This is a genomic window from Bradyrhizobium jicamae (assembly GCF_018130215.1).
GTDB classification, from domain to species: Bacteria; Pseudomonadota; Alphaproteobacteria; order Rhizobiales; family Xanthobacteraceae; genus Bradyrhizobium; species Bradyrhizobium jicamae_A.
This window is the reverse complement of the sequence record NZ_JAFCKQ010000030.1, coordinates 22,487-45,273: the sequence shown is the minus strand read 5'-3', so window position 1 is coordinate 45,273 and position 22,787 is coordinate 22,487. Positions and strand designations below refer to the sequence as shown.

Below are 22,787 nucleotides of genomic sequence, written 5' to 3'. Positions count from 1 at the left end.
TTCTCTTGTTGCGCAGCGCGCTGCGCCGATTGATGCCCTGGGTTATCTGCCGTCGACCGAGAAGGCGATCAGCAGATTGCCTTCTCTGCCCTTGAGGTCGCGGATGTTCGCGGTCGATCGTCCGGCATAGCCGGAATGGACATAGACCATGCCGTTCACGATCGTCGGCCCGGCTCCATCCATCACGCCGCCATAGGCCGGCTTGCCGAGCACGTCGGTGATCGGGTCGGCCGACGTGTTGAAGTCCCAGACGATGCTGCCGTCAGCTGTCGCATAGGCGCGGAAATGCCCGTCCATCGAGGCCGCGAAAGCCACGCCCGATATCGCGGTGACGGCCATCGAGATCGCGCCGGAGCAGAAGATGTTGCTCCAGCGGCAGGGCGTACCCGGCGCCGGCGTATTCCACAGGATGGCGCCGTCGGCGATCCGGATCGCGGTCAGCCCGGGTTTTGGATCGCGGAAATTCACCACGTCGGAGATGCCGACATAGACATTGTCGTCATCTGCCGCCGAGCCGAACTCCACGCCGCCGAGCGCACTGCCGCTGCTCAGGCGATGGCGCCAGACGATCTTGCCGTCGGCGTCGGGATCGAGCGCGTAGACGTCGCCCGACTTCTGGCCGGCGATCAGCATCTGCCTGCCGTCCTTCAGAGTATGCAGGATGACGGAGTCACCGAGCGCGAAATCAGGTCCGACCGGTTGCGGGCAGTTGGCGGCGGCCGGGCAGCCATTGATGTAATTGTCGTCCTTCAGCAGCTGGTTCTTCCATCTGATGGCGCCGGTCTTGAAATCCATCGCGATCACGGAATCGGCGCCGTCATGGAAGGCGTCGGTGTGCGAGTTGGAGGTGGCGACATAGATCAGGCCGCGTGCCGGGTCGATCGTCGGTGCGCTCCAGATCGAACCGCCGGAGGGCCCCCACATCTGCCTGCCCTTGGCGTTCAGCCGATAGGGCTCGGGCTTCTTGTCGGTCGTGTAGGTCTTCCAGAGGATCTCGCCGCTATTGGCATCGAGCGCGACCAGCGAGCCGATGAACTTGCAGCAGACATAGTCGTCGTTGCGTGCATACGCCTCGTTGCCGGTCGAGATCGGCACCAGCAGCACACCGTGATAGAGTGTCGGCGACCCCGTCATCTGGAGCCCCGAGCTGTCATCGACCTTGGTGCGCCACAGCGGCTCGCCGGTTTCGGCGTCGATCGCGACCGCGCTCTTGGTCCAGTCCGAGAAATAGAGCGCGTAGCGATGGCCCGGCCGGTTCGCGATCGGACCGATCGAGACGCTGGAGCGTGTCGCCGCGAGTGAATCAAATCGCCAGTACACGCAGCCAGAGCGCGCATCGAGCGCATAGACCGCGCCCGACATGCTCGTCACATAGAGCCGATTGCCGATGACGGTGGCCTGGCCGTTCTTCGAACCGGGATAGTGGAAGGCCCATTTGACCTTGAGCCGCGGCACGTCGGCTGCGGCGAATCCGGGGTTCGGCTGATAGCGCGCGTTGTCCGGCCGAAGACTCCAGCCGTTCCACTGTGCCGCGGACAGATCGATCGGCGGCGGTGGTCCCTCGCATCTCGGGCCGTCCAGCGGCATCTGCGCGGACGAGGGGCCCCAGATCGCGTTCGGATTGGGATCGCCGGGCTGCGGCGCCGCCGCGGCGCCGAGATAGAGGGCGACCGCCTTCATCTCGTCGTCGGACAGGCCGGCGGCCATCGGCGCCATCACTCCACGCATCGCATTGAGGATGAAGGCAGGTGGATTATGCGCCAGGATGTCGCGTGACGGCGTGCGGTCGCTGGCGCGATCGTGGCAGCCGGCGCAGCGTGCTTCGTACAGCATCTTGCCGTTCGCAATTGCCGGCGCGGGATCATCGGTCGCGGACGCAGCCAGAGGCAGCGTCATTGCCAACAGCAACCATGTACCGACGCGTGCGATGCCCATGCGATCACCTCCGCTCCGGATAGTGATCGGTGAAGCGACCGATGCGGCATTGATAGCCGTCCGGTGGCGGTACGAGCACGAAGTCCTTGGCGCTTGTGCCTTTCGGATGCGAGGCCATCGTCTTCAGGGCCCAGGTGTTGAAGGCCTGGGTGTTGATCTGCGGCCACATGTGTCCATGGCTCGAGCTGCATGCGATATGCACCACGTCGGGCTGGGCGGCAAAGAAGTTGGAGCTTGCCTGCGTCGCCGGCCGGTAGTCCGCGCAGGGGCCGATCGGCGGGCCGCAATCCCAGAGGTCCTTGTCGCCGCCCCAGACCGTGATGACGATCATCGGCCCAAGCCGCGCCGGCAGCGGATAGGGTCCGGCCCGGCCCTGAACGATCTTGTCGGGATTGGCGGCAACGAAGCTGCGTGCGTCGTTGAAGGCAAGGCCCGTTCCATCGTCGCGCGTGACGTACCATTCGCCCGAGATCGCCATGCCGCCAGCCCAGAAATCGGAGTCGAACAACAGCGCCCGGTTGGTCATGGTGCCGCCGGAGGAGATGCCGCCGATATAGAGACTATTGGGATCGAGCTTCCATCGGGTGCCGACGCATTTGATTGCCGCCTGGAAGAAGCTCGCATCGGGACCGGCGTCCTGCTTCCAGCGATCGCCGCCTGGGCTTGCGGCGCGGCCCTCGTTCCAGGGCCGCCAGATCCAGCCGTCCGCGCCGGGGCCGTTGCAGCGCGCCCCGGTATAGGCCGGATCGCCGTCGGCGCATTGGCGCACTGGCCCGATCACCAGGAAACCCTGCTGGGCCATCAGCGCATTGGCGCCGCTGCGGGGCGCGGTGAGGTTGCCGTTGGTCGATTCCACGGTGCCGGTCAGCGGCACCCAGACCGGGGCAGGCCTGGTGTTGTCGGCCGGCGGATAGACCCAGAACGATCGCTGCAATCCCTTGTGGGGAAAGCCGACGTTGAGCCCTTCATGGACCTGATAGCCCGCGGGGCATTCCCACGTCACTGCGGCCGCGGTGCAGGGCCGGGCCAGCAGGCCCAGCAACGCGGTGGCCAAAAGTGCAACCTTGTTCACCTGCGAGGTCCCGAAGCGATACCGTCGCGGCAAAACTAACGGGATTGCGGGGCTTTGGGCCTATCGAATTTTGAAATCGAGGAGCGATTTGTCAGCTCGAATGGGCGATTTCTGCCTCGACATCCCGGCTCCGCTTCCCGGCCGCCGCTCGCCTGCGAAATTCGGTCGGCGTCAGTCCGGTGTCGGCCTTGAAGGCGCGGTTGAAAGGCGCGAGCGACTGGAACCCGGCGTCGAGCGCGATGGTCAGCACCGGCACGTCGGCCTGGCCGAGATCGGCGAGTGCGGCCTTGGCCTCGTCGATCCGGTAGCGGTTGAGGAAGGCGTTGAAGTTCCGGTGACCGAGCCCGTCATTGATCAGCGTTCGCAGCCGGTATTCCGGCATTCCGAGCCGGGCTGCCAAGAGGCCAATGGTCAGCCCCTCCCGACGGTAGGTCCGCTCGGTCGTCATCAGATGTTCCAGGCGACGGAGCGCGGCGCGATCGGGTGCCGAGGGGTTGGCGCGCACGAGCGATCCGGAGGCCCGGCCGCCATCGTCGTTCGCGCCGGCAACGACCGGCTGGCTCTCCGGGGGGATGAACAGCATCATCCAGATCGAGATCACCGCGAAGGCGCCGAGCGCGCAGGCGGCTGTGAGGCTGGTGGACCGGTTAGGAATTCCGGCGAGCCCGGCGGAGGCGCTGAGCACGGTCTGGCTGCTGATGCCGATCAGCAGCGCGACGAGCAGCCGGCCGCGCGCTATCGTCATGGCCTTCCGCCAACCTTTCGCCGATTGAGCGAGCGCCAGAACGGCGAAGGCGATCGACGCTGACGCCAGCACGCGTCCGCATGTCGCTGCGAGGCCGGGCCAGCTGGTCCAGCCGTTGCAGGCCACGACGCCAAGGCCGGCCATCAGCACCCAGATCGCGGCATGTCGGGGCCGCAGGACAAACTGTTCGTCGAAAAGCATGCGCGCCCACAGCCACAGGATGACGGGGCAGCTCATGCCGAGCGCGACGAAGGGCGTGCTCCAGCCGAACGACCAGGTCGGAAAGAAAGGCGCGGTCGAAATCGCGTAGGCCGCGCCGGCGACGCCCATGGCGGCACCGAGGCTCGCGGCGCGGTGCACCGTCGTGTAACGCAGCAGCAGCACTGCGCAAACCACCAGGAACAGCCCGACCACCGCTCCGCGGAGGCCGAGATCAAGAGCCGTCAACGCCATCGTCAGCCGCCTCCGCGGATTCTCAAATCAACGATGGCCCTGTTATACCGTGCCGGATGATCTCCATGAAGCGGCGGTTCGGCACACTTTTAATTGCGAATGCCCGCTTGCCGCCGGTGGCCGGGCGGAAGCGGGCATTGAAATCACTCCGAATTAGCTGACCCGCTTCCAGGTCTGACCGCCGCAGAACATGCCGCCGAAGGCACAGCCCTGCACGCGCATCGCGTTCGGGCCCTTCATCGCGATCGTCGAGTCATAGTTGCGGCCGGAGTCGGGATCGTGGATGCGGCCGCTCCATTTATTTCCGTCGGGCTTCATGTTGATCAGGATTCTTTCGTTGCTCTTGACCGAATAGCCGCAGAGATTGTCGCCGCAAGCCTCGACGCGGACGTTGCCCTTGTTCTCCTCGGTGGCCCAGATGCCGATCGGCCCGGTCGGAGCAGGTGTCGGCGCGGCAGAGACCGGAGCAGGTTGCAGCTGCGGCGCGGGCTGCGCGGCGACGGGAGCGGGCGCGGCATTATCAGGTGCGGGGTCTGCGGTCGCTACCGTCGAGGGCGGCGCAGGCGGCGCGACTGATGTTGCAACGGGCGCTGGGGGCTGTGGCCGCGGTGCCGTGGCCTGGACCGGAGCGGGCGCATAGTCGGGCGCAGACGGTGCCGATGTCGTCGACGCGACGTCGTCGTCATCGTCGGCCTTCGAGCCGAGGCCCTTCAGATTGATGCCGCTGAGCGTGCCGTTGTAGCCCGGCGCGGCGATGCGGATGCAGGACAAAGCATTGCAATTGCGCGGCGCCTCGACACGGATGCGCTGGCCGTCGATCTGGATGGTGATGCCGGAGCCGCCGGCATGGGCGGAGGTGGTGGCCATCAACAGCGCGGCGATCGCAACGAGCTTCCTCATCAGAGCCTCCTTGAGCGTTGAACGGCGGATGCGCCGTGCGTCGATCTGGCGTGGAAGCTAGCCGGCCTCGCCGCCGTCTTCCGTGACATGCGTCACAGGCCGCACGGCGAGCCGGCGCGTGACTCACCTCACATCACCGTGAGTGCAGTGAAGCTAGCCTCGTGCGCGATACCCCGGAGGCCTCGATGAAGCGCTCCTCCCTGCTCATCGCGCTAATGCTGCTCAGTTCGTCGGCTTATGCCGGCAACGGCATCTCGTTTTCGATCGCCGGCCATCGCATTCACGTCAATTCCGTGCGATGCCGCTCGTTCTCCTGTCTCTCGGTCTCCGGCCAGTCCCGGCGGGATGACGGCGGAGATTGTCATGGCAGCGCGAAGAGCCCTCCGCCGGCGCCTGCAATGACGGGCGCGATTCCCGAAGCACCGATTGCCACTCGTCCGCCTGAGTCTACCAAGCCCGCGCCGGTCGCGACGCCACCCGTCGTTGCCCCACCGGCGTCACCTCCGCCCCCACCACGCGTGTTCAGCGCGCCGGCTCCGCAGCCCGTTGTGGTGGCTCCGCCTGCACCGCCTCCGCCGGCCGTGATGCCGCCCGAGCCTGCGCGCCCGGCACCGCACGTCGTGCGTGTGTCGCACGAGACCGGCGACGAACCGGCCGAGGGGCCGGTCGGTGACTGGGAGACCGAAACCGGCAACCTCGTGCGCATCCGCCTGTGCGGCCGCGCGCTGTGCGGTTACACGCTCGACAGGGCCACGCGCGATCTCGGCGAATCCGTGCTGATCAACATGAAGCGAAAGCAGGATGCGCAATGGAGCGGCAGCGTCTACAGCCACGACAGCGGCAACATCTATTACGGCACGATCGAGCTGAAGGGCATCGGCACGCTGCGGGTCGAGGCCTGCGCGCTCGGCCGGTTCTATTGCACTGGCACCGACTGGATCCGGGCCTCGCGCCCGCCGCAGCACATGATCACGCAGCGGCAGCAGGTCGAGCCACACTCCTGATAACGGATCATCTCCACGTGTCCAATTTGTAATCGACTGACGTCGAACCCTCGGCTCCATCGCGCGCGACCGACAGGGGTCAAGCTATCCTGCAAGCGATGGAGGCAACCATGAAGCGCCTGAGCCTGGTCGCGCTGCTGCTCGTCGGCAGCGTCGCCGCCGCCCATGCCGACAACGATATCTACAACAACATGCTGAAGCAGAAGCGCGGCGACGACGCGCTGCATGTCGACGCCGCGTTCTGCGATGCGCAGTTCGGCGCGCCGCAGAACGGCACGCCGACGTCACGGCAATACAAGAGCTGCATGCGCGCCCGCGGCTGGCGCTTCAGCCGCACGATCCGCGAACGTGCGAAACCCGACGACGGCTATCCCGATCCCGACAATCCCGGCCTGATCTGCCATGACTTCAAGATCGGCGGCATCACCGGCTCGGACTGCTCGAATTTTTGATGTGATACGCGATGCCTGTGGCGCGATGGCTTGCTGCGCCAGCGCTCGCAGCGGCGGCGGATGAAGCCCCGTGCATCAGCCCCAAATCAAAACGCCCGGCGGGGCACGGGCCGCCGGGCGCGAAATTCTGCCTTGATCAGATGGCCTAGAACACGCCGAGGATGATTGCGCCGACGAAGGCTAACGCGAGGTACGCGGCCACAATGCTCAGCTTGCTCAGCAGAGGACTCGCGGAGTGCATTGGAAGCTCCATTGGTTCACAACGCTGCCCGCATTAACCATCAAGCTAGCAAGGCGTTCCCGGCCAAAAAAGTCAGTTCCGCTGTCGATCGGCATCCGCGATGCTTCAGGCGGGTTCCCGCGCATGGTTAAAAACACGTGAAATCAATGCGTTGAAGAGTCTTTAAATAAATTCGCCGAACCTGCGCGCATGACGCGTGGAGTTCGTTTGTATCTCGTCGGCTCCCTGGTCCTTGTCTCGCTGGCTGGTTGCGGGCGCGGTCTGTTTCAGACTGCCGAGCGCGAACCGTGGCGAGCCGAGGCCGAGGCCGCATGCCTGAAATCAGGCGCGGTCAAGGAAGGTCCCGACCTCGTTCGCATCGACCCGATTTCCGGTCCCGGCGCCTGCGGCGCGGAGTTTCCGCTCAAGGTCTCTGCAATCGGCGAGGGCAACTCGGCCTACGGATATGTCGACGATCTGCGTCCGCCGGCGCCGATCGGCAATCAGCCGCGCTGGCCGATCAACCAGCGGCCGGCGCAGGCCCCTTACTCCGACCAGGTCGTCAGCCAGCCGAATTACGGCGCGCAACCGGGTTACGGTGCGCAACCGGGTTACGGTGCGCAACCGGGCGGCCCGATCTCGCTCACCGCACCTGGCGTCGAGCCGCAACAGGACGAGATCGACCTGCCTCCCGAAGGCTCGCCCGAGCCGCGAGGTCGCAAGCCCTATTATCCGGGGTTGCCGGCCAATCCGCAGCGCGACAGCGCAGCCCCGCTCTATTCGCCAGCGCCGTATGCCCACCAGCCCGAATATCAGCAGCCCGGCACGGCTTCGCCGCCGCGGCTCGGACCGTCGAACGGTAATCAGGTGATGGCGGTTGGCCCGGTTGCGGTGAAGCCGGCGGCGACATTGGCGTGCCCGATCGTCTCGGTGCTCGAGCGCTGGCTGGCCGATTCGGTGCAACCTGCGGCGCAGCGCTGGTTCGGTGCGCGCGTGGTCGAGATCAAGCAGATCTCCGCCTATTCCTGCCGCGGCATGAACGGCAATCCGCACGCTCATATTTCCGAGCACGCCTTCGGCAACGCGCTCGACATCGCCGCCTTCACGCTGTCCGACGGCCGCCGCATCTCGGTGAAGGATGGCTGGAAGGGCCTGCCGGAGGAGCAAGGTTTTCTGCGCGACGTCCAGGCCGCGGCCTGCCAGCAGTTCACGACCGTGCTTGCGCCAGGATCCAATGTCTATCACTATGACCACATCCACGTGGACCTGATGCGGCGCGCCAGCCGTCGTTTCATCTGCGAGCCGGCCGCCCGCTCCGGCGAGGAGGTTGCTGCACGTGCCGGCGGCCATGGCCCCTATGCAGCGCGCGATCCATATGCGACAGGATCGCTGGGCGGGCGCAAGCCGTCCGTTCCGCGGGGCAAGTCCGGGGACGACGAGGACGACGCGACAGACGAATAAAGCTGTCCACGCCCATCATTTTGCCCGGTACCGTGCAAACGGTAGCCATTTTTTACTGCATATCCTCGCGGAGCCGGGCGCGCCCGGCGATTTTCAGGGGGAAGCTTTGCCAGACGCGCCGATCATTCTCGTCATCGAAGACGATCGTGACCTTCAATCACTGGTTGAGGACGCCTTGAAGGATGGCGGCTTCGAACCGGCGATAGCAGGCTCGGGCGAGGAAGCGCTGACCTTGCTGAAGGCATTCCGCACCAAATACAGCGCCCTGGTCACCGATATTCGCCTGCTCGGCCGGCTCGACGGCTGGCGCGTGGCGCGTGGTGCCCGCGAGGTCGATCCGGCCTTTCCGGTGCTCTACATTACGGGCGGCGGTGGCGACGAGTGGCCGACCAAGGGCGTGCCTGATAGCGTGCTGCTGCAAAAGCCGTTCTCGCCCGACGAGCTGGTCGCGGAGGTGACGAAACTGCTCAAGGACGCTGCGAAGGCATAGCCGGCGTCCGGCTCAACATCACGGGATAATCGATCATGGCAGCAACGAAGGTCGCGCTCGTCACTGCGGGCGGCAGCGGCATGGGCGCAGCGGCGGCACGCCGGCTTGCGGCGGACGGATTTCAGGTCGCGATCATGTCGTCATCGGGCAAGGGCGAGACGCTCGCGAACGAACTCGGCGGCCTCGGCTTCACCGGCTCCAACCGCTCGAACGACGACCTGAAGCGCGCCGTCGACGGCGTGATGGCGCGCTGGGGCCGCATCGATGCACTGGTCAACAGCGCCGGCCATGGCCCGCGCGCGCCGGTGCTGGAATTGACCGACGAGCAATGGCATACCGGCCTCGATGTCTATCTCCTGAACGTGATCCGCCCGGCGCGCCTGGTCGCACCGATCATGCAGGCGCAGAAATCAGGCGCGATCATCAACATCTCGAGCGCCTGGGCGTTCGAGCCGAGCGCGATGTTCCCGACCTCGGCCGTATTCCGCGCCGGTCTCGCCGCATTCACGAAATTGTTCACCGACAGCTACGCCGCCGACAATGTCCGCATGAACAACGTGCTGCCGGGCTGGATCGACAGCCTGCCGGCGAACGAGGAGCGCCGCCAGAGCGTGCCGATGCAGCGTTATGGCAAGGCCGAGGAGATCGCCGCGACGATCGCCTTCCTCGCCTCCGACGGCGCCGCCTACATCACTGGTCAGAACATCCGCGTCGATGGCGGATTGATGCGGTCGGTTTGAGACACTGCAACGTTGACACTGCAACGTCGCATCGCGAGGAGCTCGCGACAAGATTGCAAAGCAATTTCTCGCTGAAGCGACCAAGCAGTTCCGCAAGCACGGCGGCCAGACAAGTTGCGTCTACACGCTGCCTCAGATTGCATTTGTCGTGATGACAAACTGAGGGGTCAGGACTAGCCTTCCTCCAAAATCAAACCTGTGGGAGGAATGGCATGCCAGACGCAGCATTTGCAGCACGCGCTTCGAACGAGACACGCGGCGGAACCGTACAGCAGGTCGACGTCGCGGTCGTCGGCGCGGGCTTCGCCGGTCTCTATCTCCTGCATCGGCTGCGCAAGGCCGGCTTCTCCGCCGTCGTGATCGAGGAGGGCGGCGACGTCGGCGGCACCTGGTACTGGAACCGCTATCCCGGCGCGCGCTGCGACATCCAGACCATCGACTACGGCTACACGTTCGATCCGGAACTCGACACCGCCTGGACCTGGTCGGAGAAATACGCGACCCAGCCGGAAATCCTCCGTTACTTCGGCTTCGTCGCCGATCGCTACGATCTGCGCCGCGACATTCGCTTCGGCACCCGCGTCACGCAGGCGACCTGGGATGATGCCAGCGAGCGCTGGCTGATCGCGACCGACAAGGGCGCGTCCGTGTCGTGCCGCAACTACATCATGGCGACCGGCTGCCTGTCGGCGCCGAAGCCGCCGGAGATCGACGGCGTCAAGGATTTCAAGGGCAAGATCTATTTCACCGGCCGCTGGCCGCATGACGGTGTCGACCTCAAGGGCAAGCGCGTCGCGGTGATCGGCACGGGCTCCTCGGGCATCCAGTCGATCCCGCTGATCGCCGAGCAGGCCGCCCAGCTCACCGTGTTCCAGCGCACGCCGAACTTCGCGCTACCCGCGGGCAACGGCCCGTCACCGGAGGATCGCAAGACCTACTTCGAGACCGACCGCGCCGCCTATCGCGAGCAGGCGCGCTGGTCGATGGCCGGCGTGCCGTATCCGCAGCAGACGGTGGTGAGCTGGCAGCTCAGCGACGCCGAACGCCGAGAGCGCTTCGAGACCGCATGGGCCGCCGGCGATCTCGTGCACATCCTGACGCAGCTCTGGGCCGATCAGGGCGTCGATGTCGACGGCAACACCGTGGTTGCCGACCTGATCCGCGAGAAGATCAAGGGTGTCGTCAAGGATCCGGAGATTGCCGCGGCGCTGACGCCGCACGATCATCCGTTCGGCGCCAAGCGTCCCTGCCTCGATACCAACTACTATGCGACCTACAACCGTCCCAACGTGACGCTGGTCAATCTGCGGCAGGAGCCGATCAAGACGATCACGGCAAGTGGCATCACGACCGACAAGCGCAGCTTCGATGTCGACGTCATCGTGTTCGCGACCGGCTTCGACGCGATGACCGGCGCGATCATGGCGGTGCATCCGATCACCGGGCGCGGCGGCAAGTCGCTGTCTGATGTCTGGGCGCACGGGCCGCAGACCTATCTCGGGCTCACGGTCGCGGGTTTCCCCAACCTCTTCATGGTCACCGGGCCCGGCAGTCCGTCGGTGCTGTCGAACATGGCTGTCTCGATCGAGCAGCATGTCGATTGGGTGGTGGATCGCCTGATGCAGCTGCGTGAGGCCGGCTTCACCACGATGGAAGCGACCGGGACGGCACAGGCCGGCTGGGAGCGGCACATGGCCGATTGCGCGACGCTGACGCTGCACCGGCTCGCCAACACCTGGTACACCGGCGCCAACGTGCCGGGCAAGCCACAGGGCGTGATGCCCTATACCGGCGGCGTCGGCCCGTATCGCAGCATCTGCAACGAGGTCGTCAGCCGCGGCATGCTCGGCTTCAAGCTCACGGGACCCGACGTTGCCGAGCAATGCAATGACGGCGAGGTGGTGCGGTTGCAGCCCGATGTGCGCCTCGTGCTCGGCATGCTCGCCGAGATGAACCTGCCGCCGATCGAGACGATGGGCGCGCAGGGCGCGCGCGACTTCCTCAACGAGTTCAACAAGGGCCGTCCCGCGGGACGTCCGGTCGGCGAGGTCGGCACCGGCATGTTGCAGGGTGCCGACGGGCCGTTGCCGTACAAGCTCTACCGTCCGGCGACGCCGGGGCCGCATCCGATCGTGGTCTATTTCCACGGCGGCGGCTGGGTGCTGGGCGACGAGGAATCCGACGATCCATTCTGTCGCGACATGTGCCGGCGCACCGGCATGATCATCGTCAGCGTCGGCTATCGCCATGCGCCCGAGCATCGCTTCCCGGCGGCCGCCGAGGACGGCTACGCCGCGGCGCGCTGGATCGCCGCGCATACTGCCGAGCTCGGTGGCAGGGCGGGGCCGGTGCTCGTCGCAGGCTGGAGCGCCGGCGGCAACATCGCGGCCGTCACCTGCCAGCTCGCGCGCGATCGCGGCGGAGTGGACATCGCCGGGCAATTGCTGGTGTGCCCGGTCACCGACTGCAGCTTCGATCGTCCCTCCTATGTCGACAACGCGACCGGCTACTTCCTGACGCGCGGGCTGATGTACTGGTTCTGGGACATCTATTGCTCGCCCGCCGACCGCACCGATCCGCGGGTCTCGCCGCTGCGCGGCAAGCTCGAAGGCCTGCCGCCGGCCTTCATCACGACCTGCGAATTCGATCCGCTTCGCGACGAGGGCGTGGCCTATGGCGAGGCGCTGGCGAAGGCCGGCGTTCCGGTCGAGCAGTTCAAGGCGCACGGCCAATTCCACTCGTCCTTCACGATGGTCGACGTCATCATCACCGGCGTCAGCGGCCGCGCCAGGATGGCGCGCGCGCTGCGACGCTTCGCCGGGTTGCCTGAGGAACTGGAGCAAGGCGAGCGCAGCGCGCCGAAGATCAACGTGGCGGCGGACTGAGGCGGCGGCCGTCATTGCGAGGAACGCGCAATGACGGCGGCATGCCGCTGTGAGGTGCGGCGCCGTCGCGCGACCCGCTTTCTCCGGCCGGTACTGCCCTCAAAGGAAGGCGAGGTGCTCGACCTTGTTCACGACATCGTTGAGCATCTGCTGGGTGGCGGCGGTGTCGCCACCGGCCATGAACACCTGCCAGAACTGCCGATCCGCGATGTGCAAATGCAGGATCGAGAGGCGCACGCCGTTCTTGTTTCCGGCAACTTCGGCCTGATTGTTGATGACGTCGCTGAAGCCGCTTTGCTTCAGCGTGTTGGCAATGACGCCCTTGAGCTCGCCGATATTGGCGAGTGCGTCGCTGAGGCCCATGCTGCGGGTGTGAGCGAACAGGAATGCCATGTGATACCTCCGGTGTCGTGGGTGGCCGCAGTGCGTGACGAACGACGTGCTGCCGAACCGGCGTTCCCGTCGTTCAACCTGAGGTATAAGTCTGAACCACATGATCGCAATGTGAGCCGCTTCACAGCCGGTCGGACGGAACCGGCGTTGTCGCATGCGGCGATTGCGCGCAGGCAGCAGGGCTTCAATTTCCCATCGCCGACTAGCCCAGTTCGAATGTCGTGACACCGAATATCCGCTGCAGTTGCAATTGCGGGATCGCGCCGGTGTACATGCGCGCGGTCTCGAACACCGGCGAGAGTCCGAGGTCGTGAGCGAGCGCGATCGCGTCACGGTTGATGGCGGGAACATCGAAGAAGATCTCGCCGCCGCCCGTGCCGGCGAGCAATGCCGCCAGAACGATTTCGGCAGTTGCGCGGTCGTCGGCGACAAGCGGACCGATCTTGCGGCCGCTGCGGCACGGGCGGATCACGCCCCAGCCGGCCAGTCTGCCATCGCGCATGAGCGCGCGGCCGAGATGCATGGGTGCCTGGATCCAGGCACGCAGGAATGCCGCGCGCGGTGCCGGAAACACCGTCGCATCATCGGCGGCGAGGGTCGCTGCGGGCACGTCGGTCAGCGCGATGACGTCGCCGTTCGGCGCTGGCGGCGCGGCGACCGTGCCACCGTAGCGCACATTGGCGTAGGCGAGCTCAAAACCGGACTTCCGATAGTTCGCCTGCTGCGCCACCACGCCATCGAGCCCGATCACGCGTGGACGCGAATGCGCGATCGCGGTGTTCCAGATGCGCAGGCCATGGCCGCGGCCGCGCAGATCCGGACGCACGATGTAGAAGCCCAGGAAGGCGAAACGTGCGCCATAATTGATGCAGGAGATGACCGCGGCCGGCTGCCCGTCGAACTCGCCGATGAAGAATCCCGCCGGATCTTCGGCGCCAAAGCAGGTGGCATCTGCGAGACCGGGATTCCAGCCCTCGGCCGCGGCCCAGTCCAGCGCGAGCGGAATCTCGTCCGGCCGCATGTGTCGGATGGTGAGGTCGCTCATGACGGAGATGATCACCTCGAATTGGCGTCGGCTGAGGCAGACTAGCGCGCCAATCGGTCCCCGTCATCGCGAGTTGCGTGGCCATTCTTGAAATACGGGTACTGGCCCAGTTCACGACCGGGTCCTTTCGCACGCGCTGCTCCGTCGCGTCGCGCTCTATACTCTTACGCTTGTCTCGGTGGTAGAAGGCGACGGACAGTGTGTCGCAGTGCGGCAGTCGCCTGACCTGAGGATGTCATGGGTTTCGTCCAGATCGTCCTGCATTGGTTTGCCTGGGTCTTCTTTCTCAGCGAATGGACGATCCGGTTGGTCATGCTTGCGGTCGTGCCATTCAGGCGCAGTCCGGCGGCAGCAAAAGGTTGGTTGCTGCTGATCTTTTTCGAACCGTGGATCGGCCTGTTGCTTTACGTCCTGATTGGCCGGCCGACAATGTCTCGCTGGCGGGTTCAACAGATGGCCAGGCTGCCTCAGGCCATGGCCAAGGTTCGCGAGCGCGTTCTCAATCATCCAAACGTTTTCCGCCCCGAGGTGATGCCCGGACTTGAGTGGACTGGTTACCTGGCGGAAAGGCTTGGCTATATGCCATCGCTCGGGGGAAACGACGCGGAGATCCTGATAGACTACAACGCCATCCTTGCTCGCCTGGCGGCTGAGATCGACCACGCCAAGAACCACGTCCATTTGCTGTATTTCTTGTTTGCCGCCGATACCGCAACAGCCCCCGTGATTGCTGCACTGGGCCGAGCAGTCGAGCGTGGTGTGGCGTGCCGGGTGCTCGTCGATTCCGTGGGCTCTCGCGCCGCGTTGCCCATCTTGATACCGAAACTGACCGCGTTGGGCGTCAATGTCAGGGAGATGCTGCCCGTCAGTCTCTTCGGCCACAAACGAGCACGGCTGGACCTGCGCAACCATCGAAAGATCGCGATTGTGGACGGCCGGGCTGCGTTCACCGGTTCGCAAAACCTGGTCGCCTCCGATTTCGTGGCAGGGGTCACCTACGAGGAACTCGTGCTGCGCCTGACGGGTCCTGCCGTTCTGGAGCTGCAGTACATTTTCGCCGCGGACTGGTTCCTGGAAACCGACGAGGTGCTTGAGAGCGAGGACATTTTTCCAGATGCAGAAATCACAGGATCGGTCCCCATCCAGGTCGTGCCGAGCGGACCGGATTTTCCAACTCAGAACAACCAACGTCTGATCGTTGCTCTGATCTACGCCGCGCGCAAACAGATCAAGATCACCACACCGTATTTTATTCCCGACGAGCCTGTGCTCCAGGCGTTGGAAACGGCTGTACTTCGTGGCGTGGACGTTCACCTCGTTTTTTCCGAGATAGGGTATCAACCCGTCGTTTCGTACGCCCAGCGATCGTACTATGAGGAGCTTCTTGAGGCGGGAGCCAGGGTCCACCTGTACCGAAAGAATTTCCTCCATGCCAAGTTTCTGACCATCGACGATACCATTGGCCTGGTCGGCACGAGCAACATGGACATCCGCTCGTTTGCGCTCAATGCCGAGCATATCCTCGTGATTCATGACCTGGACATGACGGGTCGCCTCAAGTCGGAGCAGCAACGCTACATCCGGAATTGTCGTTCGCTCGAGCTGCAGCAATGGCGGAAGCGGCCGTTCCGATCCAAGCTCGCGGAGCATTTGGCTCGGCTCTTCAGCCCGCTCCTATGAAGCTGAAGCGGGGATCGTTCACGGCGATCTTCTTTCTTGCCTGCGTTGCCGCGCCAGAGCTTGAACAGGTGGTTTTGGAGGAGATTTGACCTAAGTCAACGTCGTGCTGAGATTTGGGACAACCGTCCCAACATGACGAGCAGACCTATCGACTGGATCATGATTGTCGGATACGCCTCAATCTTGGCGGGCGCGGTCGCGCTCGCTGCGTTTCTCTTTCTGTAGAGCCGAAGGTAGGGATTTAGATCGGCGATCTCAGGCCTGGCGAGAGCGCTAATCGTAAATCGGGTGGTGTGAATTCAGTGCTGTTTGCTGGGCGCGTGTTTCGGTGCCTTAGGCTCATGGTGGATACCGCAGCGCTTTGGCTGGTATTCGTGCCATGACTTGACCCCAAGGGTTCCTTTGGCGTGATCGGCTCTGTACTGTTCCCTGCACTCCGCCATAGTCATCGCGTGGGCTGATGTGCCAAGCATGCTGATCGCTGCAACGACAATTAGACAACGGCCCATGGAAACCTCCCCATCTTGCGAAGCTTACCGCCGCCAGGCATTAGCCTTTGTGGGTGAGTGCTCATTATTGATTTGGATCAATCCACCCCCGTGGAGAAAGCTTGTGGCGTTTGCGCCATAATACCGCGCCGGCGCTCGTTGTCGGAAGACACGAGGGCGATACCGGGCACGGGCGTTAAGCGGCCTGATCAACCTATCGGCCTGTCGCCTGGGAAATCTGGGTCAGGATTTTGCCCAATGCCATGCGAACGGAATCGTTCGTATAGGGGTCGTCCGGGTGCGGTGGAGAACCTGCCTTGTTGAAATGGGGCCGCTCATCCATCCTTCGTCCCCATTCGACGTCGGCTTCGCGGACGAGTTCTTCGAGGTGATGATCCGAGGCGAGAACCTGTCGGCAGTAGGCCGCCAAGGCCAGGAGCGGCTGATCAAGGTTGTTGAGCAGCAACTCGCTTCCCTTGAGCTGACGGTGGAGGAGCGCCTGCAATGCTCCCGTCGAATCCGTGAGGTTGCTTCTTAGCCACGTCCCGATCTCCGTCTCGGCTTGTTGCACTCTGGAGACCGCGGAACCGCCTTTCATCGCGCCCGGACCGATCATCCGCGCTATCGCCTCTTTTGCGGTGAACTTTCGCCCTCGACGGATTTCGCGTTCAAGTTCGGCGTCCGCTTCGGAACGCTCCTTGTCCGGTTCATCGCTCATCCGATTGCCCTTTCGCCGGGCCCGCGTTGGCTGCGACGGCTCGATGAATATGGGCGCAACTTCGATCTGCGGCAATGGCATCCGCAAGCCGATGTCCGGAGTGGGATCTCAGCCCGCTTGCTTCGGCCGGTACGCCGCGAAGAACACGCGCGTGGCGCTGTCGACCACGGTGGCGATCTGCTCGGGCGAGGGCGAGGGCTTGGCCTGGAAGATGAACGCCTGGAACAGCGTGGCCTGGCACATCTGCATGAACTGCCACGCTGCAAGCTGGTAGTTCTCGATCTCGAGCTCGCCGAGTGCACCGCGCGCCTCGAGATAGGCCGCGAAGCGATCGACGGTGTGGGCGATCACATGGGTGTAAAACTCGCTGCCGAGCTCCGGCATCCGTTCGGCGATCGCCATCACGGTGCGGATCGCCGAGCCGCCACCGGGCCGGCACAGCACGGCGATGTAGGCGCGGCCGAATTCGGGGAGGGTGGTGTCGACGTCACGCGCCGGATCGAAGTTGAAGGCGATCTTGCCTTGCTCGAGCTTCTCTTCCTCGACGATCGCCGCGAACAGCCGGCCCTTGTCAGCGAAATAGACGTAGAGCGTGCCCTTGGAGACCCCGGCGGCGCGGGCGATCTCGCCCATGCTGGCACCGTCAAAGCCCAGGTCCATGAACACCTTGCGCGCGCCGTCCAGGATCTGGCGGCGCTTCGAGGAGTCCTCCTCGGCAAGGCGGACGGGATTGGCGGATGCTGCAACCATTGATTTAGCTTCTTAAGAAAGAATTCAACTCAAAACAGGGGGTTAAGTATCGACGCATTACAATCCGTGGGACGGGAATATAGATTGACCGAACGGTTCGGTCAATGATACGTTTGGACCCGGATGACCCGCTTGCCCTATGTTGGGCGCGCGGGACAGCGGGATTTTTTTGTGGGGAGGCCAATTATGGCCGCAGCGAGAGACCAGGCCGCGCGCATCGTTCGGTCCGAACCGGGGACGGTCGCCGACGAGGAAGCGCGCGCCGCCGCGTATCCGGGCGAGCAGGCCAGGGCTCACACTTCCGATGAAGCCAGGCGCCGTCCCGGCGAGGTGCCGGCTGCGCCTGCGACCGAGGACAAGCCGGCAGCTCTACCCGCTGCAACCGCAGCTGCGCCGAAATCCGGCAAGCGTAAATTCGTCATGATGGGCGTGATCGGCGCGCTGGCGCTCGCCGCCGCGAGCTACGCCGCCTACTACATGCTGGTCGGCCGGTTCTACGTCTCGACCGATGACGCCTATGTCCGCGCCAACAACACCATGCTCGGTGCCCGCGTCGCAGGCCATATCGCCGCGATCATGCCCGGCGACAACGCGCTGGTGCATGCCGGCGATGTGGTCTTCCGTATCGACGACGGCGACTACAGGATCGCCGTCGATGCCGCCCGCACCAGGATCGCGACCCAGGAAGCGACGATCGAGCGCATCGGCCGCCAGGTCGCGGCCGCGGTGAGCGCGGTCGAACAGGCGCAGGCGCAACTCGTCTCCGCCGAAGCTGGCCTGAAGCGGGCTGACCTCGACTTCGACCGCCAGCAGGCGCTGAGCAACAAGGGCTTTGCCTCGCGCGCAACCTTCGAGGTCTCCGAGGCCGGCCGCGACCAGGGTGCTGCCGCGGTGCGCTCGTCGCAGGCGGCCTATGGTTCGGCCAAGGACAATGTCGAGGTGATCAAGGCGCAGCAGGCCGAGGCCCGCGCCCAGCTCGCCGAATTGAAGACCCAGCTCGCCAAGGCCGAGCGCGATCTCGACTTCACCCAGGTGCGCGCGCCGGTCGAAGGCACGTTCTCCAACCGTCTCGTCAATGTCGGCGACTACGTCACGCTCGGCCAGCGGCTCGGCAACGTGGTGCCGCTCGACGACGTCTTCATCGACGCCAATTACAAGGAAACCCAGCTCAAGCGCATCCGCCCCGGTCAGAGTGTGACGATCAAGGTGGACGCCTACGGCTTCCGCAAATTCTCCGGCGTCGTCGACAGCATCTCGCCGGCGGCTGGCTCGGTGTTCACGCTGCTGCCGCCCGACAATGCGACCGGCAACTTCACCAAGATCGTGCAGCGCCTGCCGGTGCGTATCCGCGTGCCGCGCGGCGTCGCCAGGCAGGGCCTGTTGCGGGCCGGCATGTCGGTCTACACCACCGTCGACACCCGCGAGGGCGCCGCCGATGCCGACAGCGACGCCGATCTCGATTCGCCGCTGATGATCCATCCGCAGTGATGCCTTGAGGCTTCGGGCCTCAGGTCCACGGTCCGGAGCCGCATGAGCCCATGGCTGATACGACCACCGCTTCCCCCTCGATGATGAGCGCTGCACCGCCGGCGGCCGAGCGCCTCCAGCCGAAGCGGGTGTTCGCATTCATCATCATGGTGTTCGGGATGTTCATGTCGATCCTGGACATCCAGGTCGTCTCGGCCTCGCTCACCGACATCCAGGCCGGCCTCTCGGCGAGCTCGACCGAAGTCTCCTGGGTGCAGACCGCCTACCTGATCGCCGAGGTGATCGCGATCCCGCTGTCCGGCTTCCTGTCGCGTGCGCTCGGCACGCGGCTGTTGTTTGCGATCTCGGCGTTCGGCTTCACGGTCTCGAGCCTGTTGTGCGGCTTCGCCTCGTCGATCGCGCAGATGATCCTGTGGCGCGCGCTGCAGGGCTTTCTCGGCGCGGGAATGATCCCGACCGTGTTCGCCTCCGCCTACACGATCTTCCCGCGCTCCAAGTTCCACATCGTGGCGCCCATCATCGGCCTCGTCGCCACGCTGGCGCCGACGATCGGTCCGACGGTCGGCGGCTACATCACGGACCTGATGTCGTGGCACTGGCTGTTCTTCATCAACATCGTGCCGGGCATCGGCATCACCATCGGCGTGCTGGCGCTGATCGATTTCGACCAGCCGAATTTCGCGCTGCTCGACCGTTTCGACTGGTGGGGCCTGATCTTCATGGGCGGCTTCCTCGGCTCGCTCGAATATGTGCTGGAGGAAGGCCCGCAATATGAATGGTTGCAGGACACGTCGGTGGCGATCTGCGCCGTCATCTGCTTCCTCTCGGCGATCGCGTTCTTCTGGCGCGTGCTGACGGCGGAGGAGCCGATCGTCGACCTCTACGCCTTCGTCAACCGCAACTTCGCGGTCGGCTGCGTGCTGCAGTTCTGCATCGGCATCGGGCTGTACGGCCTCACCTACGTCTATCCGCGCTATCTCGCCGAGGTGCGCGGCTACAGCGCGCTGATGATCGGCGAGACCATGTTCGTCTCCGGCGCGACGATGTTCTTCATGGCGCCGGTGGTCGGGCGGCTGATGACGAAGGTCGACCTGCGCTACATCATCGCCTTCGGCCTGGTCACCTTCGCGCTCGGCTCCTGGCAGATGACCTGGATCACGCGCGACTATGATTTCTACGAGCTGTTGCTGCCGCAGGTCCTGCGCGGCATCGGCATGATGTGCGCGATGGTGCCGACCAACAACATCGCGCTCGCCACGCTGCCGCAGGATCGCGTCAAGAACGCCTCGGGCCTGTTCAACCTGATGCGCAATCTCGGCGGCGCGGTCGGGCTTGCCATCATCAACGAGGTGCTCAACGATCGCACCGACTTGCATATCGTGCGGCTGCAGGATCGCGTGACCTGGGCCAACACCACCGCGGTCGAGACGCTCAACATGCTCACCCAGCGCATGCAGGGCATGGGCGATGCCGCGATGATGGCGATGAAGCAGCTCTCCCAGATCGTGCACCGCCAGGCCCTGGTGATGAGCTATGGCGACGCCTTCTTCATGCTCTCGCTGTTCTATGTCGGCCTCAGCCTCCTGGTGCTGCTGGTCAACAAGCCGCCGTCGATGACTGCCGGAGGCGGCGGCGACGCGCATTAGCTGCAGTGGTAGCTCGCACCGCGCGGCGACCCACTGAGTCCGAACGGCCACAGTCGCGCGGTTTGACGCGCTCACGACCTTGTCATCTTGCAAATTTCGCGTGATGCATTTATAAGTTTCATATTGTCGCTCGAACCGGGGAGATGCGCATGATTTCGTCTTTTATGCTGATCGCGCGCCCGCGTTCGATGTCGCTGGACGCCCTCGCGCATTGAGCGTCAGCTCTGATCGGGCCTGATCCCCGATCACCCAAACTTCCCAACACGTTATCGATTGTTTTCAACGACAGCAGCGGCCGGATTCCGTCCGCACGTCGTCCCAGATGGAGCCGGCCGGCGCGGCAAATGCGCGGCCGGAATGAGCCATGACCCGCCAGACCACCAGACGGCCGGCCGCGATCCGGATCGTGCTTCCGTTCGTCTTCCGCCACTGGCTGCAGCAGCCGCTCCGCGGCGGCGCCATGATCGCGGGATTCCTCGGCGCGACGGTCGCCGACCTGCTGATGCCGGTCTATTCCGGCCGCCTGATCGATGCGCTGACGCTCGGCGCCTCGGACGCCGCTGCGCGTCGCGCGGCGATGATCGCGTTCGGCGCCATCGTCGCGCTCGGCTTCTCCTCGGTGATCCTGCGCATGCTCGGCCTGCAGGCGATCGTGCCGTTCACGCTGAAGATAATGTCCGACGTGGCACAACAGGCCTTCATGCGCGTGCAGCGCTTCTCGACCGATTGGCACGCCAATTCGTTCGCCGGCTCGACCGTGCGCAAGGTCACGCGCGGCATGTGGGCGCTCGATTTGTTGAACGACACCATCCTGATGGCGTTGCTGCCGTCGTTCGTGGTCCTGATCGGCTCGATGATCCTGCTCGGACTGCATTGGCCGTCATTGGGAGCGGTGATCGCGATCGGTTCGGTGATCTATGTCACGATGACGGTGACGTTGTCAGTCGGCTATGTCGCGCCGGCCGCGCGGGTCTCCAATGCATGGGACACCAAGGTCGGCGGCACGCTGGCGGATGCGTTGACCTGCAACGCGGTGGTGAAGTCGTTCGGCGCAGAGACGCGCGAGGACGGGCGGCTTGCCGGCGTCATCGGCCGGTGGGGCCGGCGGGTGCAGCGGACCTGGTTGCGCTACAACTACACGGCTGCCGCGCAGCTGACGGTGCTGCTGTGCTTCCGCGGCTCGGTGATCGGCGGTGCGATCCTGCTGTGGGCGGCGGGCCGCGCCACGCCGGGCGATGTCACCTATGTGCTGACCAGCTACTACATCATCCACGCCTATCTGCGCGATGTCGGGATGCACATCAACAATCTGCAGCGCTCCGTGAACGACATGGAGGAACTGGTGCAGATCCATGGCGAGCCGCTCGGCATCGTCGATCTTGCGGACGCGCGCCCGATCGACGTTCAGGGTGGCCGGATCGTGTTCGACGACGTGACGTTCCACTACGGCGGCCATCGCCGGCCGCTCTATGACGGCCTGTCGATCGACATCCGTGCGGGCGAGCGCGTCGGCCTGGTCGGGCGCTCGGGCTCCGGCAAGACGACCTTCGTCAAGCTGGTGCAGCGGCTCTACGATGTGTCGGCCGGCACGATCCTGATCGACGGTCAGGATATCGCGCGCGCGACGCAGCAGTCGCTGCGCAGCCAGATCGCGATCGTGCAGCAGGAGCCGATCCTGTTCCACCGCTCGCTGGCGGAGAACGTCGCCTATGGCCGTCCGGGCGCGAGCATGACGGCGATCGAGCAGGCGGCGCGGCTTGCCAATGCGCATGACTTCATCATGCGGCTGCCGAAGGGCTACGGCACGCTGGTGGGCGAGCGCGGCGTCAAGCTGTCGGGCGGCGAGCGGCAGCGCGTGGCGCTGGCGCGCGCCTTCCTGGCCGATGTGCCGGTGCTGATCCTGGACGAGGCGACATCGAGCCTCGATTCGGAATCGGAGGCGCTGATCCAGCAGGCGATGGAGCGGCTGATGAAGGGCCGCACCTCGATCGTGATCGCGCATCGCCTGTCGACGGTGCGCAGCATGGACCGGATCCTGGTGTTCGACCGCGGCGAGATCGTCGAGCAGGGCACGCATGAGGCGCTCGCCGCGCGGCCGGGCGGCATCTACCGCTCGCTGTTCGAGCGGCAGGCGACCGAGTTCGGCCAGATCGCGGCGGCGGAGTGAAATGGCGCGCGGCTGACGGGTGAAAGTCCGGCAGCCGCGCCCCGGGGGAATTGGC

18 protein-coding genes are annotated in these 22,787 nt (G+C 64.9%); 10 read left to right on the top strand and 8 right to left on the bottom strand.

Annotated elements, in window-relative coordinates; genetic code table 11:
• Positions 1-42 precede the first annotated feature (42 nt).
• The 4 genes from JQ586_RS26660 to JQ586_RS26645 all read right to left on the bottom strand — a co-directional run bounded on the left by JQ586_RS26660 (position 43) and on the right by JQ586_RS26645 (position 5,105).
• Positions 43-1,935 (bottom strand): PQQ-binding-like beta-propeller repeat protein, encoded by a 1,893-nt coding sequence (locus JQ586_RS26660; protein WP_212397597.1) that lies wholly within the window; start codon positions 1,933-1,935, stop codon positions 43-45.
• Positions 1,936-1,939: 4 nt separating this feature from the next.
• Positions 1,940-3,007: a prolyl oligopeptidase family serine peptidase gene (locus JQ586_RS26655; protein WP_212397596.1), complete on the bottom strand. Its 1,068-nt coding sequence runs from the start codon at positions 3,005-3,007 to the stop codon at positions 1,940-1,942.
• Positions 3,008-3,098: 91 nt separating this feature from the next.
• Positions 3,099-4,205, bottom strand: a complete 1,107-nt coding sequence (locus JQ586_RS26650; RefSeq protein ID WP_212397595.1) for a helix-turn-helix domain-containing protein — start codon at positions 4,203-4,205, stop codon at positions 3,099-3,101.
• Between the two features lie 153 nt (positions 4,206-4,358).
• On the bottom strand, positions 4,359-5,105 hold the full coding sequence (locus JQ586_RS26645; protein ID WP_212397594.1) for a DUF2147 domain-containing protein: 747 nt from the start codon (positions 5,103-5,105) through the stop codon (positions 4,359-4,361).
• A gap of 185 nt (positions 5,106-5,290) precedes the next feature.
• Between JQ586_RS26645 and JQ586_RS26640 the strand changes: the two genes are divergently transcribed.
• From JQ586_RS26640 to JQ586_RS26615, 6 genes are all read left to right on the top strand, one after another.
• Positions 5,291-6,109 carry a DUF2147 domain-containing protein gene (locus JQ586_RS26640; RefSeq protein WP_212397593.1) on the top strand — a complete coding sequence of 273 codons (819 nt, stop codon included), beginning with the start codon at positions 5,291-5,293 and terminating at the stop codon, positions 6,107-6,109.
• A gap of 110 nt (positions 6,110-6,219) precedes the next feature.
• Positions 6,220-6,561, top strand: a complete 342-nt coding sequence (locus tag JQ586_RS26635) for a hypothetical protein (RefSeq protein ID WP_212397592.1) — start codon at positions 6,220-6,222, stop codon at positions 6,559-6,561.
• Positions 6,562-6,991: 430 nt separating this feature from the next.
• Positions 6,992-8,242, top strand: a complete 1,251-nt coding sequence (locus tag JQ586_RS26630; RefSeq protein ID WP_212397591.1) for an extensin family protein — start codon at positions 6,992-6,994, stop codon at positions 8,240-8,242.
• A 106-nt stretch (positions 8,243-8,348) separates the two neighbouring features.
• On the top strand, positions 8,349-8,732 hold the full coding sequence (locus tag JQ586_RS26625) for a response regulator (RefSeq protein ID WP_212397590.1): 384 nt from the start codon (positions 8,349-8,351) through the stop codon (positions 8,730-8,732).
• A 35-nt stretch (positions 8,733-8,767) separates the two neighbouring features.
• Positions 8,768-9,472, top strand: coding sequence for an SDR family oxidoreductase (locus tag JQ586_RS26620; RefSeq protein ID WP_212397589.1), 705 nt, complete (start codon positions 8,768-8,770; stop codon positions 9,470-9,472).
• Positions 9,473-9,684: 212 nt separating this feature from the next.
• A complete protein-coding gene (locus tag JQ586_RS26615) occupies positions 9,685-12,357 on the top strand; it encodes an alpha/beta hydrolase fold domain-containing protein (RefSeq protein ID WP_212397588.1) in 2,673 nt (890 codons plus the stop codon).
• A 99-nt stretch (positions 12,358-12,456) separates the two neighbouring features.
• Here the strand turns inward: JQ586_RS26615 and JQ586_RS26610 are convergent, their stop codons facing one another.
• Positions 12,457-12,750, bottom strand: a complete 294-nt coding sequence (locus JQ586_RS26610) for a hypothetical protein (RefSeq protein WP_212397587.1) — start codon at positions 12,748-12,750, stop codon at positions 12,457-12,459.
• A 202-nt stretch (positions 12,751-12,952) separates the two neighbouring features.
• Entirely contained in the window at positions 12,953-13,795 is an 843-nt protein-coding gene (locus tag JQ586_RS26605) for a GNAT family N-acetyltransferase (protein WP_212397586.1), read from the bottom strand.
• A 237-nt stretch (positions 13,796-14,032) separates the two neighbouring features.
• On the opposite strand from JQ586_RS26605, the gene cls reads away from it, so the two are divergent.
• A complete protein-coding gene (gene cls, locus JQ586_RS26600; RefSeq protein ID WP_212397585.1) occupies positions 14,033-15,475 on the top strand; it encodes a cardiolipin synthase in 1,443 nt (480 codons plus the stop codon).
• 702 nt (positions 15,476-16,177) lie between these two features.
• Here cls and JQ586_RS26595 read toward each other — a convergent pair.
• A complete protein-coding gene (locus JQ586_RS26595; RefSeq protein ID WP_212397584.1) occupies positions 16,178-16,681 on the bottom strand; it encodes a hypothetical protein in 504 nt (167 codons plus the stop codon).
• A gap of 108 nt (positions 16,682-16,789) precedes the next feature.
• Positions 16,790-17,431: a TetR/AcrR family transcriptional regulator gene (locus tag JQ586_RS26590; RefSeq protein WP_212397583.1), complete on the bottom strand. Its 642-nt coding sequence runs from the start codon at positions 17,429-17,431 to the stop codon at positions 16,790-16,792.
• Positions 17,432-17,617: 186 nt separating this feature from the next.
• Between JQ586_RS26590 and JQ586_RS26585 the strand changes: the two genes are divergently transcribed.
• The 3 genes from JQ586_RS26585 (at position 17,618) to JQ586_RS26575 (ending at position 22,732) form a co-directional block, all read left to right on the top strand.
• Positions 17,618-18,919, top strand: coding sequence for an HlyD family secretion protein (locus JQ586_RS26585; RefSeq protein WP_212397582.1), 1,302 nt, complete (start codon positions 17,618-17,620; stop codon positions 18,917-18,919).
• A gap of 50 nt (positions 18,920-18,969) precedes the next feature.
• On the top strand, positions 18,970-20,565 hold the full coding sequence (locus JQ586_RS26580; protein ID WP_212397581.1) for a DHA2 family efflux MFS transporter permease subunit: 1,596 nt from the start codon (positions 18,970-18,972) through the stop codon (positions 20,563-20,565).
• A gap of 364 nt (positions 20,566-20,929) precedes the next feature.
• The gene (locus JQ586_RS26575; protein ID WP_212397580.1) at positions 20,930-22,732 is read left to right on the top strand and encodes an ABC transporter ATP-binding protein; all 1,803 of its coding nucleotides are present in this window, start codon (positions 20,930-20,932) and stop codon (positions 22,730-22,732) included.
• Positions 22,733-22,787 lie beyond the last annotated feature (55 nt).

Coding starts and splice junctions, on each gene's coding strand:
- JQ586_RS26660 (WP_212397597.1), bottom strand. CDS start 1,935: ATGGGCATCGCACGCGTCGGTACATGGTTGCTGTTGGCAATGACGCTG.
- JQ586_RS26650 (WP_212397595.1), bottom strand. CDS start 4,205: ATGGCGTTGACGGCTCTTGATCTCGGCCTCCGCGGAGCGGTGGTCGGG.
- JQ586_RS26645 (WP_212397594.1), bottom strand. CDS start 5,105: ATGAGGAAGCTCGTTGCGATCGCCGCGCTGTTGATGGCCACCACCTCC.
- JQ586_RS26640 (WP_212397593.1), top strand. CDS start 5,291: ATGAAGCGCTCCTCCCTGCTCATCGCGCTAATGCTGCTCAGTTCGTCG.
- JQ586_RS26635 (WP_212397592.1), top strand. CDS start 6,220: ATGAAGCGCCTGAGCCTGGTCGCGCTGCTGCTCGTCGGCAGCGTCGCC.
- JQ586_RS26630 (WP_212397591.1), top strand. CDS start 6,992: ATGACGCGTGGAGTTCGTTTGTATCTCGTCGGCTCCCTGGTCCTTGTC.
- JQ586_RS26620 (WP_212397589.1), top strand. CDS start 8,768: ATGGCAGCAACGAAGGTCGCGCTCGTCACTGCGGGCGGCAGCGGCATG.
- JQ586_RS26615 (WP_212397588.1), top strand. CDS start 9,685: ATGCCAGACGCAGCATTTGCAGCACGCGCTTCGAACGAGACACGCGGC.
- JQ586_RS26610 (WP_212397587.1), bottom strand. CDS start 12,750: ATGGCATTCCTGTTCGCTCACACCCGCAGCATGGGCCTCAGCGACGCA.
- JQ586_RS26605 (WP_212397586.1), bottom strand. CDS start 13,795: ATGAGCGACCTCACCATCCGACACATGCGGCCGGACGAGATTCCGCTC.
- cls (WP_212397585.1), top strand. CDS start 14,033: ATGGGTTTCGTCCAGATCGTCCTGCATTGGTTTGCCTGGGTCTTCTTT.
- JQ586_RS26595 (WP_212397584.1), bottom strand. CDS start 16,681: ATGAGCGATGAACCGGACAAGGAGCGTTCCGAAGCGGACGCCGAACTT.
- JQ586_RS26590 (WP_212397583.1), bottom strand. CDS start 17,431: ATGGTTGCAGCATCCGCCAATCCCGTCCGCCTTGCCGAGGAGGACTCC.
- JQ586_RS26585 (WP_212397582.1), top strand. CDS start 17,618: ATGGCCGCAGCGAGAGACCAGGCCGCGCGCATCGTTCGGTCCGAACCG.
- JQ586_RS26580 (WP_212397581.1), top strand. CDS start 18,970: ATGGCTGATACGACCACCGCTTCCCCCTCGATGATGAGCGCTGCACCG.
- JQ586_RS26575 (WP_212397580.1), top strand. CDS start 20,930: ATGACCCGCCAGACCACCAGACGGCCGGCCGCGATCCGGATCGTGCTT.